The sequence below is a fragment of the Halorubrum sp. B53 genome, assembly GCF_059752395.1.
The window spans coordinates 79,759-93,469 of sequence record NZ_MWTH01000004.1 but is presented as its reverse complement, the minus strand read 5'-3'; the positions used below and the strand labels follow the sequence as shown (position 1 = coordinate 93,469).

The 13,711-nt window shown below is 60.7% G+C and carries 15 protein-coding genes and 1 pseudogene; 4 read left to right on the top strand and 12 right to left on the bottom strand.

Annotated elements, in window-relative coordinates:
• Positions 1–141: 141 nt before the first annotated feature.
• A pseudogene (locus B4V06_RS03250) lies at positions 142–522 on the top strand (DoxX family protein); the annotation flags it as partial.
• A 191-nt stretch (positions 523–713) separates the two neighbouring features.
• On the top strand, positions 714–959 hold the full coding sequence (locus B4V06_RS03245) for an SHOCT domain-containing protein (RefSeq protein WP_498167409.1): 246 nt from the start codon (positions 714–716) through the stop codon (positions 957–959).
• Positions 960–1,065: 106 nt separating this feature from the next.
• On the opposite strand, the gene B4V06_RS03240 is transcribed toward B4V06_RS03245, so the two are convergent.
• The 11 genes from B4V06_RS03240 to B4V06_RS03190 form a co-directional block, all read right to left on the bottom strand.
• Positions 1,066–1,845 (bottom strand): plastocyanin/azurin family copper-binding protein, encoded by a 780-nt coding sequence (locus B4V06_RS03240; protein ID WP_312621670.1) that lies wholly within the window; start codon positions 1,843–1,845, stop codon positions 1,066–1,068.
• Between the two features lie 52 nt (positions 1,846–1,897).
• Complete coding sequence (locus tag B4V06_RS03235; RefSeq protein ID WP_312621671.1) at positions 1,898–3,013, bottom strand: aminotransferase class V-fold PLP-dependent enzyme; 1,116 nt, start codon at positions 3,011–3,013, stop codon at positions 1,898–1,900.
• The gene (locus B4V06_RS03230; protein ID WP_312621673.1) at positions 3,010–4,353 is read right to left on the bottom strand and encodes a M20 family metallopeptidase; all 1,344 of its coding nucleotides are present in this window, start codon (positions 4,351–4,353) and stop codon (positions 3,010–3,012) included. Before B4V06_RS03230 ends, B4V06_RS03235 begins: the two co-directional genes overlap by 4 nt.
• Positions 4,354–4,481: 128 nt before the next feature.
• Positions 4,482–4,790, bottom strand: coding sequence for a thioredoxin family protein (locus B4V06_RS03225; RefSeq protein ID WP_312621674.1), 309 nt, complete (start codon positions 4,788–4,790; stop codon positions 4,482–4,484).
• An 88-nt stretch (positions 4,791–4,878) separates the two neighbouring features.
• A complete protein-coding gene (locus B4V06_RS03220; protein WP_312621675.1) occupies positions 4,879–5,601 on the bottom strand; it encodes a class I SAM-dependent methyltransferase in 723 nt (240 codons plus the stop codon).
• Between the two features lie 24 nt (positions 5,602–5,625).
• Positions 5,626–6,612: a beta-propeller fold lactonase family protein gene (locus B4V06_RS03215; protein WP_312621677.1), complete on the bottom strand. Its 987-nt coding sequence runs from the start codon at positions 6,610–6,612 to the stop codon at positions 5,626–5,628.
• Positions 6,613–6,656: 44 nt separating this feature from the next.
• Complete coding sequence (locus B4V06_RS03210) at positions 6,657–6,878, bottom strand: SHOCT domain-containing protein (RefSeq protein WP_498167404.1); 222 nt, start codon at positions 6,876–6,878, stop codon at positions 6,657–6,659.
• 922 nt (positions 6,879–7,800) lie between these two features.
• Positions 7,801–8,130 (bottom strand): SHOCT domain-containing protein, encoded by a 330-nt coding sequence (locus tag B4V06_RS03205; protein WP_312621681.1) that lies wholly within the window; start codon positions 8,128–8,130, stop codon positions 7,801–7,803.
• Positions 8,127–8,546: a DUF302 domain-containing protein gene (locus B4V06_RS03200; RefSeq protein ID WP_312621682.1), complete on the bottom strand. Its 420-nt coding sequence runs from the start codon at positions 8,544–8,546 to the stop codon at positions 8,127–8,129. Before B4V06_RS03200 ends, B4V06_RS03205 begins: the two co-directional genes overlap by 4 nt.
• Before the next feature lie 524 nt (positions 8,547–9,070).
• Complete coding sequence (locus B4V06_RS03195) at positions 9,071–9,433, bottom strand: SHOCT domain-containing protein (RefSeq protein ID WP_312621683.1); 363 nt, start codon at positions 9,431–9,433, stop codon at positions 9,071–9,073.
• Between the two features lie 61 nt (positions 9,434–9,494).
• Positions 9,495–9,791 carry a hypothetical protein gene (locus B4V06_RS03190; protein ID WP_498167400.1) on the bottom strand — a complete coding sequence of 99 codons (297 nt, stop codon included), beginning with the start codon at positions 9,789–9,791 and terminating at the stop codon, positions 9,495–9,497.
• 327 nt (positions 9,792–10,118) lie between these two features.
• Between B4V06_RS03190 and B4V06_RS03185 the strand changes: the two genes are divergently transcribed.
• A complete protein-coding gene (locus B4V06_RS03185) occupies positions 10,119–10,856 on the top strand; it encodes a DUF4396 domain-containing protein (RefSeq protein ID WP_142980806.1) in 738 nt (245 codons plus the stop codon).
• 127 nt (positions 10,857–10,983) lie between these two features.
• Positions 10,984–11,955 carry an ion channel gene (locus tag B4V06_RS03180; protein ID WP_498167397.1) on the top strand — a complete coding sequence of 324 codons (972 nt, stop codon included), beginning with the start codon at positions 10,984–10,986 and terminating at the stop codon, positions 11,953–11,955.
• Between the two features lie 222 nt (positions 11,956–12,177).
• On the opposite strand, the gene B4V06_RS03175 is transcribed toward B4V06_RS03180, so the two are convergent.
• On the bottom strand, positions 12,178–13,602 hold the full coding sequence (locus B4V06_RS03175; protein ID WP_498167395.1) for a multicopper oxidase family protein: 1,425 nt from the start codon (positions 13,600–13,602) through the stop codon (positions 12,178–12,180).
• Positions 13,603–13,711: the final 109 nt, after the last annotated feature.

The window sequence follows — 13,711 nt, the reverse complement described above, 5'->3', positions numbered from 1 at the left end:
TGTTCGTGTCTATCTAATAGGATTTCAACAGAGCCGAGATCCTCTACTTCGAGCGCGACACGAACTACCCCGGTACCGATGGCGTTCGGTAGGGACGGGTACAAGGTTCGGTGGTGACCTCCTCTCCGCCGTAAACGACGTGTGGCGAACGTCGCGGCGACCAACGGCAACCCCCTCGCGGGACTGTTCGCGTGGATGGGTTCGACCCCGTGGTTCGTCGAGTTCGCCAACCTCGCCGTTCCGCGGGGTGAGTTGTTCATCGGTCTTGGACTGCTCGTCGGTGCCGTCGTCCGCCTCGCGGCGTTCTTCGGCGCGCTCATGATGCTCATGTTCTACTTCGGGAACTGGAGCGTCGAACACGGCCTGGTCAACGGTGACTTCGCGTACATGCTCGTGTTCCTCGCCGTCGCCGCCTTCGGCGCAGGACGCATCCTCGGGCTCGACGCGCACCTCGAACAGTACGAAATCGGTGGGAAAGCGCTCGTCGAGCGCTACCCCGCGCTCGAATACGTCCTTGGGTAACCCACACGAGCCAACAAGCACGCAACAACACAACCACACGAAACAGGAGACACGAAATGCAACACACGATGCGCTGGATGATGACTCGCTCACTGACGATCCTCGTCATCGCAACTCTCGTACTGTCGACTGCCACTGGAAGCGTGGCTGCACACGCAGCCGATGGCGAGTCTGATTGGGGATGGGATCACATGTGGGATGACGGCCATATGGATGGCTGGGGATGGGGCGTCTGGGGAAGTGGTATGCTGCTGTTCGGCCTCGTCTGGATGGTTCTCCTCATCGGTCTCCCGGTCGCTCTCGTCTACTGGGTGACGACGCAAGGTCAGTCCCGCGAGAACGGCTCGGACCGTGCGCTCGAACTCCTTCGGGAACGGTACGCACGCGGCGAACTCTCCGAGGAAGAATTCGAAACTCGGCGTGCCCGTCTCTCGTAGACCTCTCCGTCCATCGGTGAGTCGATACCGCTAGCCGAGTACCCTCACCCGCACCGATTTGACACCGCGCGATTCGAAGACCTTCGTCGACGAACCTGCAGTTGGCTTACTCTTCGAAGTGGCTGTCACCCTCTTCGAGCCGGGCGCGACGTTCGTGGAACTCTTCGTCGTCGATTTCGCCCCGTGCGTAGCGCCCCCGGAGTGCGTCCATGGCCGAATCAGCGTCGGTAGACGTTTCAGCGTCTCCCCGACGCATCAGCCAGTAGACGGCTCCACCAGCGACGCCGAGCATGGCGACCAGCCCGCCGAACACCCCCACGAGTGACCCGCCGTCTACACCAGTGTTGGAACCGCCCATCCCACCACCCATTCCGCCGCCCATCCCGCCAGATCCCATCATTCCGTCGTCAGTTCGACTACTCCCTGTCCCCGACGAGGAGCCGTACGGAACGGTGCTCTGCTCGACGATTGTCCGACTCGCGGGCACGTCGCCGTCCGGAATCTGACTGTCTTCGGCTGGCCCGCCGGGGTTGCCGACGACGATGCGGCCGACCATCCCCACCGAGCGGTGCGGAATGCAGTAATAATCGTAGGTTCCCGGTGTCTCGAAGGTATGATCGAAGCTCCCTCGGGAGATAGTCCCGCTGTCGAACGTGTCAGCGTCGGCCGGAATCCGCTCCGAGTAGGCGGTCGCCGAGTGGGCTCCGGCCGCTAGCTCGAAGCGAACCGTCATACCGGGGTCGACGTGGAGTCCGATCGGATCGAAGTAGTTGTTGCCCATCTTCACGACGGGTGTCTCCTGTGCGGCTGCCGTTCCGGTAAGTCCCGCGCTTGCGACGGCACCAGTACCGAGCAGTCGCAGGAACTGTCTTCTAGTTGGGTTCATGAGTCGGTTTCTGTGGCGTGTTTCATCGTTACGTGGTCGCCGGATACGCTGACTACCACTCCTCGCCGAGTTCGTCGAGAAGCGTGTCGACGTCCGATTCGTCGTTAAAGGTGTGGAACGACGCTCGTACCGCGTTCGGTTCGGGAAGTGCCCGAACGACGATGCCCTCGTTGGCGAGTCGTTCGACTGTCGTCTCGGGGTCGTTCACGTCGACCGTGACGAGGCCGGAATCGGGATCGCGCGGACTCACCAGCCTATCGTCAGGGACCGCATCGACGAATCGTCCCGCGAGCGACGTGATGTAGTCCTCGGTTCGATCCAGTCCGACGCGGTCGACGAGGTCGATGGCCTCGCGGAGGCCGACGTGTACCGCCGGATTCGTCGTCCCGATCTCGAATCGAGGTGCACCCGGCTTGAACTCCGTCGTCTCACTCGTCGGCTCCGTCACGCCGCGATAGCCGACCGCCCGTGGTTCGAGTTGGTCGGCGAGCGCTCGGCGGACGTAGAGGAATCCCGCGCCCCACGGTCCGAGGAGCCACTTGTGTCCGGCCCCGGCGACCACGTCTGCCCCCCACTCGCGGATGTCCACGGAGAACTGCCCGATGGCCTGTACCGCGTCGACGAGTGTGAGTGCTCCCGCGTCACGTGCGACGTCGACGAGTTCGCTGACCGGGAGGCGCGTCCCGTAGTTCCACGTTACGGCGCTGAAACAGACGAGCGACGCTCCTTCGACTGCTTCGGTGTACTGATCCCGGTCGAGGTGGCCATCCTCGCTCTCGACGACGCGTACTTCGACGCCCTCGCGTTCGAGCCGTCGCCACGGGAGGATGCCTGCGGGGTGTTCGAGGTCGGTTCTGACGACGACGTCCCCCGGCGACCAGTCGAGGGTGGTGGCGATTCGGGTGATGCCGTCCGTGGTGCTTTGTGTTAGCGCAATCTCGCTCGCGTCCGCGCCGAGAAAGTCAGCGACGTCCGTTCGAACGTCCTCGTAGGTTGCGAACGCCGTCGAATACGGTCCTTCGTCGGCGGGAGACTCGTACTCGTGATATTCGAGAGACCGCTCGACTCGCTCGACGACTGTCTTGGGGCTGGGCCCGTGCGCACCCGTGTTCAGGTAGGTCACCCCGTCGAGTGCGGGGATCGACGCACGCAGTTCGGCGGGTGTCACTGTTGGTCACCCGTTTGCGTGGTCTGCTTCGGGAGATGGGTGTCTCCCATCCTACTAGTTGTGGCGTCGACTCGTTCCGAGCCGGTGTTGAGGTGGTTCAGGAGTTCGGCCGGAAGGCGCGCGTACACCTCGGCGTTTCCGACGAGCGCGTCTCTCGTCGTGAACTCGTCGACGGCGTGGGCCGTGTCGGTCCCGAGGCCGAACTCGACGGTCGGGACGCCGGCGTTTCGCATCTTCTTCGCGTCGCCACCCCCGGTCGCACTGCGACGGTAGACCCGGTCTCCCGTGACGTCGCTGGCCACGGCGACGACGGCGTTCGCCAGCGGCCCGTCGGGATGCTCGTACGTCCCGATGGACCAGTTCGCGTCGGTGATTTCGACGCAGTCGTGACCGGCCACAATGTCGCGGATGGTGTCGAGTACGTCTGGCGTATGGACGCCAGCGGTGAGCCGAACGTCGAGATGGGCTTCGGCGGCCCCCGGAACGACGTTCACGCGGTCACCGCCACGGACGACGCCGAGGTTCACCGACGGTCGCTCGAACAGATCCCGTGCGGTTCGTTCACCGAACCGTGGTTCGTAGTACTCTACCGATTCGTCGACGACCGCCTTGACGACGGGGTCGAGATCAAACGTCGTCTCGGAGAGCGTCGATTCGACGTCGTCGACGGCGTCGCACAGACATCGAATCGCGTTCGTCCCGAGCATCGGGCGTGATCCGTGGGCGGACTGCCCCGTCGCGGCGAGGGTGAGCCAGATGCTCCCCCGATCAGCAACTGTCGTCGAGTGTCGGCCCTGCTCGCAGGTCGTCTCGCCGATGACGCACGCGTCGGCGGAGACGTCCCACGTCTCGAGGAGTGTCGGCAACCCCGCATCGCCGGCGACTTCTTCGTCGCTCACCAGCACAAAGTCGATGGTCATCGGTGGCTCTGTGTCGGTTTCGGCGTACGCCTGTGCCACGGTCAGCATCGCCGCGACAGCACCTTTCATGTCGGTTGTGCCGCGGCCGTAGATCAGGTCACCGTCGCGTTCGCCGAGTGGATCGAACGTCCACTCGTCAGGGTCGAATGGTACGGTGTCGAGGTGTCCCTGATAGAGGAGCCTTCGATCGGACGAGCCCGGAAGGGTCGCCACGAGGTTCGGCTTTTTTGGGTCGGAGACGACTCGTTCGGTTTCGATGTCGAGGTCGGCGAAGAACGACTCGACCCACGTCACGGTCTCACGGGTGTCGCCCGGTGGGTTCTGCGTGTCGAATCCGACGAGCGTACTCGCCAGGTCAACGACGTCGTCCTGATGGTCACGGAGGTAGGTGAGAGCGGGGTCGATAGTGGAGCGTGTCATGGGCTGTGGTTTCTGGCGGTACGACGGATCGATCGCACGTTTATTTGTTCGAATCGTACAATACTATTCGGAGTGGACCTGGTTTCATTCATTATCAGTGGTCAGTGTGCTTTGTCTTCTGTGAGTGGTCATCCACGAACGAGATCGACGAGCCGTTGTGCGAACCCAGATCGGTGGGTTTTCGCTTCCTGGATCGCCGCTTCTAGCTCGTCACGCTCGACGATGCCGATGAATTCGTCGACCCGCACGCCGTCCGCGTGGATGAGTATCGTAGGTGTCTTGCGGACGCCGTACTCCTCGGCGATCTCCAGATCCCGCTGGATGTCGACCTCGCGAAACTCGACGTCGGAGAATTCGTCTTCGATTCCCTCGTTCTTCTGTCGCTGCGTGGCGCACGCTCCACACGTCTCCTGGGTGAAGAGGATAACTTCGGTCACAGGTGTCTATATGGTCTTGGTAGTTATTGAACTTATTATTCAATATCATAGCCCGTGACCCGACGAGATCTTCGATTCGAAGGGACGGTCACCGCTCCGGGGTGAGCAGTGTCTCGAGCCGCGATGGAATGCGGTCGAAGACACGTTCCCACGGATTCCGGTGCTCGTCGAGAGCGACGAGCGTTCCGCGAACGAACGGCTTTACCGGCGGGATGCCGATTTCCAACTCATCGAGCTCTGCCACCTCGAAGCGATCGTCGGTTCTGAAGGTGGCTGCCGTGTCGCGGTTGAGATGACAGCCGGCTGCGCCGCGCCGCCAGACGGGATTTGCGGCGTCTTGGACGTGCGCGAGCCACCCGTCAGCGTGGACGTGTTCGAGAAATCGGAACTCGCCACCTGGTTTGAGTACCCGGGCGACCTCGTCGAGTGCCGCGTCGATGTCGGGAATCGTACAGAAGACGAGCGACGCGATGACGACCTCGAACGAATCGTCGGCGTACGGAAGCGATTGCGCCCCCTCGGGGCGAATCTCGATGTCGAGGTCGAGATCATTCGCTTTCTGTACCGCCCGCCGTCGCATGTGTGGATCTGGTTCGATCGCGTGGAAGACGAGCGATGGATCGTGCTCGGTTGCCGCTTCGAAGTACGGGAACATCGCACCGGTCCCTGTCCCGAGATCGAGTACGGCTCCGTTCAGATCCCTGGTAAGATATTCGCGGTGCTCCCGGAGAAGTGTCTCCTCGGCATGTTTCGTCACCGGGTCGTACACGGCCGCAAACAGCGGGTGTGATGGTGAATCGTCTGTGGTCATTCTTCTGTAGTTGTAGTATTGACCTTACGGGCGCACTGCAACGCCAGTGGGCATTGAACCGACTTCCACGTCGGTCTCCAGCTGCTGCTTCTCCAAGTCGATCACGGAGATGCTGCCGGAGCCGATATTGGTCACGTAGGCGTAACGTCCGTCCGGTCTCACTTTTACAATGTGCGGTGTCTCTCCTACGCCTATTTTCTCCTCCACTTGCTTCGTAGCGGTGTCTATCACCGACACGATGTTTGCCGACTCGCTGGTCGCGTACGCGTATTGCCCGTCGGGGTGAAACGCGATTCCGTGCGTCCCGCTGCCGATATCAATCACATCGCTCACTTTTAATGAAGCGGCCTCGATAACGGTGACCTGGTCCTTGCCGCGGCTGGAGGCGTAGATTATCGACCCATCCGGAGATGGTTCCGCCACGTGTGTTACCGGACCGATTTGAACTTCCGTGAGTATCTGCCCCGCTTCAGTGTCGATGACAATCGTCTTCTGGCTCTCACCACCACCGATGTAGAGTTGGCTTCCGTCCGGACTGAACGCCGGTACGTGGGCGATCGTTCCAACTGGAATCTTTTGGTCTACCATCTCTTTTTGGAGATCGATACGCCGTACCTCTTTGGTACCCCCAGTTGCAGTGTACGCGTAGTTGCCCTCGGGGCTGATCGCTGTGTGGAGCGGATTTGGTCCCACATCGATGGTACTCATCACTTGACGCGCGGCCGTGTCAATCACTGTGATGATGTCCGCACCGTTATTGACGACGTACGCTCGCGAGCCATCGGGAGAAAAGGCAACGAAATGTGGCCGTTCCTCGACATCGATGGTCGTCTGGACCTCCATCGCGGCTGAATCTACTACCGATACGGTGTTACTTCCTTGGTTGGTTACGTAGACCTCTCCTCCGTTCTGTGCCTGGGTCGAACATCCGGCTAATGAAACTCCGGCGGTTACGCTCCCTGCGATACCGAGGGTCTTCAGCCAGTTCCGTCTGGTGTAATTACGAGTCATGTGTGAATCTGTTGGATTGTGTTGCTGTGTTTTCCGACCGGTTCTTATTTTATCTCTCTCAACGTGTTTCGCCGCGTCTCGAACTCCTCTTCGTCGATTTCACCGCGTGCGTACCGTTCGCGGAGTATCGCGAGTGCGCGGTCGGAACCGGCGGGCTCTTCGCTCGATCCCGCCTCTGAAGACTCCGTCGAGGGGGTAGATTCGTGCGACGAGTGGTGCGACGAACAGCCAGATCGACCTCCATGCCGACCATGGCCGTGACCCATCATTCCACCGCCGAAGAGTCCTCGAAGCCCCCTCCCACGACCGCCGTGCATTGCGCGTGGGGCGGCGTGGCCACTTCTACCGAGGAATCCTCCGGATTCCGAGGTCGAAAACTGTTCTCCGATCGTCCGTACTGCTTCGAGTAGGCTTGTCATGAGTGCAATATGTGGTTTGTTGGGTGCGAGTTGGTACTCCTTCTACAGTTGAATCTACGGTCTTGTGTTTTATTGGAATTTCTGTTCATTTTCGAAAGTCTACGCTCAACACTTGCCCCCCATCGATTGAAGGGGCTGCTACTCCCTCCCACCTGATCGGCGGACAACTGACGCCCCTGGACGGCGGTGAGATTGCCGTCACTGCGTGCGAAATCACCGGCCAGAGCAGGCTCTGGATACGGTGTGTCGGACGCATCGCGACCCTCTGAACCACACGCGGCCAAATCCCGTCGGGCGTCGCCGAGCGAGCCGTCCCGCCGGACACAGTTGGCGAAATCGCACGCCAGATTCCTCGCATACGTCCTGACGGTGAGCTGACACCCACTCGTGCGGTGGGCCTGACGCACGTCCAGGTAGAGACTAATCGGAACTAACGGAACCACGTAGATCGTGGCGATCGCGACCCCGAACTGAAGCGGATGCCTCGGCGGAAGGCCCAGAAATCCAGCGAAGACGACGACCCAGAGGGCGAGCCCCTGACAGATGATGGCTCGCCAGTTGTTCGCCGGGAGTCGCGGACGCGTCGTCGCCTGTGCGCTCTTACTGGCTGCTTTCGGCGCGTCGGTCGATGGTGTGAAAGTCACGGTCGTGTCTGGGTGTTATTCGGAGCTGATCTGCCGGTCACCTCTAACCGTGGCTGTTCAGCAGCATCGGGTTCGACGGGTCGTCGGAGTCTTCGGGTGGTCGTCGGCACGGTCTTTTGATGGACCTACGAACCCTGTTGTTCGTTGTGAAGCGTTCGTCGACGGTCGTCGTATTCGTCCTCAGTCAGTTCTCCGCGAGCGTAGCGCTCGCGAAGCGTTTCGATTGCCTGGGCTTGGCCGGTGTCGTCGCTCCGGTCTCGATTACCCACGCCGTATACGAGGAGCAGGACGAGTCCAATCAGGAGGAGCGGCCAGAGGAACATTCCGCCGCCGAGCATTCCGAAGCCGCCGAATCCCATCATCCCTCCGCCCATCGTGAGGAGCGGAAGGACGACGAGCGCTCCGAGTACGAGGAGGACGATCGTCGCTGTGCTGGTTCGATTCGTTGTCGTCATTGGAGTTCACTTTCCGTGGTAAGCTGGTCGGTTACAACTGCGAGCACTCTCTCGAAGCGTTCGTGAACCTCGGTCGCGATCCCGTCCAACTCCGAGTTCTCCGTGATGGCGACGAGTTGCTGTGGGTCGACGGCGCTCACGACGACGTCACCGGCATCCGTCTCGTAGACGACGACGTTGCACGGGAGGAGAGCACCCAGGTCTGGCTCTTCGACGAGCCCTTCGTGGGCGAGCGGTGGATTGCAAGCACCGAGAATCCGGTATTGGTCTACGTCGACATCGAGTTTCTCCTTCAGGGTTGTTTTGACGTCGATGTCACAGAGGATGCCGAAGCCTTCGTCCTGTAGTGCGGTCATGACTGCAGCGACAGCGTCGTCGAACGGTGCGTCGATCGTCGTGGTGATGGTGTACGTCATGGATTTACTCCGTGTGTTGGGTTTCCAAGGTCGTGATTAGCCGCTGGGCTTCCGACAGTCCGGCTCCGCCCCACGCCTCCGGTGCGGTGAATGCATGGAGTCGTCGGCGTTCGGCAGCCTGTCTGCGTTGTTCTCGTGAGTCGATTCGGGCTCTGTGTTGCGAGTCGTTCATTGTGGTGGTGGTCGGTTTTGTCGTGACGCGCGTTTCGAGTCAGTCCGTGACTGGAATCGACGCGCGTCGAGTTTTGTTCAGATCGCTTGAGTCGTCCCCGACGGAGTTGGAGAGACCTTGTCGTCAGGTTAGCTCCGGTGCTCATTCTACATTTTGTGTGTCCGTTCCTTCTCTCCACAATACTATGGACGATTGCACGAGGCATAACCGGCCGAGTCCGTTTGCTGACCCAGCAAATCGTCCCGTCGTTCAGGTCTACTCTCTCGTGGTCGCTGTAGCACCCCCGAAGGTGCAAGCCGACGATACGAATGCGAGTGGAAGACATGGGAGGATACGTGGAGGGAGTCAATACTCACTGTGTGAGCGAGGCTCGCCGAGCCTCGAACTCCTCGTCCGAGAGTTCACCCCGCGCGTAGCGCTCGCGGAGTTCAGCGAGTGCAGTATCCGGCCCAGAGGACGGTTCCTCGCGGTTAGTCCCGTACACGAAGAGCAGGACGAGTCCGATCAGGAGCAACGGCCAGAGGAACATCCCGCCGCCGAGCATCCCGAAGCCGCCGAGTCCGCCCATACCGCCCCAGCCGCCGCCCATCATGCCGCCGCCGTAGCTCCCACTACCGTGGGCAGCAGCGGTTCCAGTCGCTGCGACCAGCAGTGGGACGGCGAGTAGCGCGAGTCGACGAGCAGTGCGTCCGAGGTGAGTGGTGAATTGCGTCATGATTGTGAATTGGTGGTGAGTTTCGGTATTCGGTCGAAGCGATCGAAACGGTCAGGGCCTATCAGCAGTGGCCCTGTCCGTACATCCCGCCGTTGTAGTCGTCGTTAGCCATGTCCTGGGCCATCTCGTCGACGGTCACACCCATGTGCGATTCCATCCACTCGACGCTACCAGGGCCCATGTGCTCGGTCATCTGCGCCTCCATCCAGGCCGCCCAGTCATCAGCGGTAGCGTTGTCAGTGGGCGCGTCGTCAGCAGCCGTGTCGGTGCCGTGTGCGCTGACCACGGGGGCGGCGAACGCGAGTCCAACGATCGCGAGCGCCACGAGCAGCCAGCGGCCGAGTGTGAAGTTGGTCATTGTCTTTCTCCTCGGTTACTCGTAGAACTGCTCGGGAGTTATCGACGTGGGTGTAAATCCACTCAGGAGAACGTTCGAGAACGTGTATAGAGCGTTCTAATCGTTTCCTGAGAATAGAATCGTTCATCTCCACCGAATTCGTCCGAGGAGTGGGTTAGCACGCCCGGAACTGCTGCAACCGATGAGAGCCGAGATCGGTGATCCAACCCACTTTGGAATGTTAACCACAACTGCAGAAAGTTTCCCTCCCCAACTAGGTCGTGTAGCGACCGTCGAGCAGCAGACGATACCGCATAGCCTCGAATTAGTTCAGCTATTCCGTAGACTATGCCACTCCAAGGACTTCTCACACAGATCGAACACGCGCTCGCACCGGTTCGCCACATCATGAAACCGATTCTGTCGGACCCGCTCGTGATGGGTGTCTGGGCGCTGTTCGTCCTCGCGTCCGTCGTCACCCTCTGGTGGGACATCCGCGAGCGGAATCAGGCGCTGCCATCGCTGATGAAAGGCGTCTGGACGCTGGTCGTCCTCTACTCCGGGCCGTTCGGCCTGGCCATCTACTGGTACTCTGGCCGCAGCCAGATCAGCAACGACTCGCTGTGGCGGCGTGGCTTCCGCTCGACCGCTCACTGCTATTCGGGCTGTGGGGCCGGTGAAGTTCTCGGGTTCGCGCTCCTCGCAGGCCTGCTCGCACTCCAGAGTACGGTCCTCGTCGCTGCAGGAACGTTCGCGCTCGCGTACCTGTTCGGCTACGCCCTGACAGTCGGCCCGCTGATGCAGGAGGGCGTCGGTTTCGGCGAGGCCATGCTCGACGCCCTCTATAGCGAGACGCCAAGCATCACCATCATGGAGATCGCTGCTATCGGAACGGATCTGCTGATCGCCAGTCAGGCCCACATCTCCGATCTGCTGTTCTGGGGTGCACTCGCGTTCTCGCTATCTGTTGGGTTCGTTTTCGCGTTCCCGGTCAACGCCGTTTTGGTCCACTTCGGCGTCAAGGAAGGCATGAAGAATCCAGCCGAAATGAGACAGAGCGGCGGACAGGCACAGGCCGCCGACTAGCCTATCGTACAATAATGATTCAGCCGTCACCACCATCGATGATGAACTCGCTGTCTGTCGCTGCTCAGTTTGAATCGACTTCGGAGAGAACGACAGACCAGTGAACTATCTATACTTTGGCTTGGGCGTGAGTCTGCTCATCGTGGCCGCGATCGATCTCCTATGGACGACCCTTTGGGTTGAGGGCGGTGCGGGACCCCTTACTGCACGCCTGATGCGGAGGACGTGGAAGCTGCTACGACGCTTTGGGACCTACAGCCCCCGCATTCGGACGCTCGCCGGCCCGGTGATTCTCGCCCTCGGGCTTGGGATGTGGATCGCCCTACTCTGGGGCGGGTGGATGTTCGTCTTCGCCAGTGCCGAGAACGCTCTGAGAGACACCATCGACGCAGGCCCCATCTCCTGGGTCGAACGATTCTACTTCGTGGGATATTCGATGTTCACGATGGGGAACGGTGATTTCGCGCCCCGAGATGGCCTCTGGCAGATCCTGACTGCACTGATGACCGCCAGCGGGATGTTGCTGGTGACGCTGAGCATCACCTACGTCCTCTCCGTCCTCGACGCAGTTACGCAGAAACGCACGTTCGCGCGGAACGTAAGCGGGCTCGGACTGGACGGCGAATCGATCGTCACTACTACCTGGAACGGTGATGAGTTCGACGACGTCGCGCTCCCTCTCAACAGTATCACCACGGCGCTGAACGAACTAACGTCTAACCACAAAGCCTACCCAATCCTACACTACTTCTACACCGACGACCGCGAGGCCGCCGCCGTGTTGAGCGTCGCCAGTCTCGACGACGCTTTGACCCTCTGGCAGCGAGCGACGCCCGAGGCGAAGAGGCCCAGTGACTCGGTTCTCGAAAACGCACGGTCGAGTGTTCAGAGCTACCTCGACACGGTCAGTGTGTTCGCGACACAGTCCGACGAGCATCCACCGCTGCCCGACCTCGCCGTTCTACGCAAGGCGGGTGTCCCGACGGTGTCCGATGAGGAGTTCGATGACGTACTCGAAGAGCTGAAAGAGCGACGCCGAACCATGCATGGATTGATTCAGGCGGACGCACGCCAGTGGCCGGGAACCCGGGAGGAGTAGTACCGAGGGTTGAACACCCCACTCTCAGTCATAGTTGACACACCGATCTTCATTTCGTCGCTACACCAAGAGCATACGACGAGGTTCAATTCTAGTGGCAGCTGTTTGAGTATGAGTCCTGTGTCAAATGCAGACGTCTTCTAGTTCCCGTAATAGGCGATGAACATGAATTCGAGTACGCGAGCAAAGAGGCGTTTGTTCGACTCGAAACTCGCTACTGAGCTACTCGACGTATCTCACGACACGCGCCATGCCCGCATCGAGATGGTACAAATTGTGACAGTGGAACAACCAGCGACCGGGATTGTCCGCGTGGAAGTCCAGTGTCACCTGCCCCCGATGGCCGGGGACGATGACGGTGTCTTTGACTGCGTTGCCGACCTGGAAGAAGTGTCCGTGAAGGTGCATCGGGTGAACGACCGGGCTCTGATTGGTCATTCGAATCCGGACGTGTTCTTCGGGTCGAATCTGGAGTGGATCGGCATCCGGATAGACCTGCCCGTCAATCGTCCACGTGTAGGACTGGCCCCTACCACGGGAGAGCGTCAGATCGAACGTTCGATCCGGATCTCCACTCACCCCCTCGAGCGAGGAGATCGCCCGCAAGTCTCCGTACTGCAGTTGGTTACTGGCCGACGACGGACGCTGTGGGCTCCCCCCGCCCGCTGACTCGTACTCGACGACGGCTGTAGCTGGTGGTTCGTTTCCATCGAGCGCATCCGCTTGAACGACCCACGTGCCCGGATTTGTAGCCTCAACCACGGCATCGTAGCGCTCACCGGCACCGAAGACGAACGAGTCCACGTCGACGGGTTCGACTGGTCGACCATCGGCGTGGGTCACTGTCATCTCGTGGCCGGCAATCCGGACACCGAAGACCGTCGCGCTGGCAGCGTTCACGAACCGGAAGCGAATCCGCTCACCCTCCGTTACGTCGAACGTCTGTGGATTCTCAGGGAGTCGACCGTTGATCAGGAGCCCTTCGTATGGCGGCCGAACGTCCCCCATCATTCCGCCTCCCCCACCCATTCCACCACCGCCGCCCATCCCCCCGTCCGAAGGAAGTTCCGGCTCTCCAGGGAGGTAATCGTCGACGATCACGACGTACTCGCGGTCGTACTCGACGTGTGGGTTACGCTCTTCGACGATCAGTGGCCCCAGCAATCCCCGGTCGAGTTGGAGTCCGACGTGGCTGTGGTAAAAATACGTCCCGGCGGGTTCGGCACGGAACGTGTACGTGAACGTATCGCTGGAAGCGATCGGGTCTTGAGTTACGTCCGGCACCCCATCGACCGGATTCGGGACGGGAATCCCGTGCCAGTGAATTGTTGTCTCATCTTGAAGGTCGTTGGTCAGTTCGACGCTAAGCACATCTCCTTCCTGAACGCGTAGCTCTGGTCCCGGGAATTCGCCCTCGTACATCCAGTTAGTCGTCGACGTACCGGGTGCTGGTCGAATGGTCCCGGACGCCGCGGTGAGGTTGACGGATGTATCTGGTTCGGCCGTGACTGTCGAGCGCGGTGTCACCTCACGACCCTCACCATCGTCGGTGCCCGGTAGCTGACCGGCACACCCCGCGAGCGAGCCGAGGGTGGTCGCCCCCGTCAGCTGGAGGAGTTTGCGACGGGAGAAGCCTGTGGACCGCATATCCGTTGTATTGGATGCTTGGGGGTATAGGCCTCGCGGTGACGGTGAGATCACCCTGCCGTACTGGTTCCGAATCCAGAACTCATACCTACGTTTTGGACGGGGATTG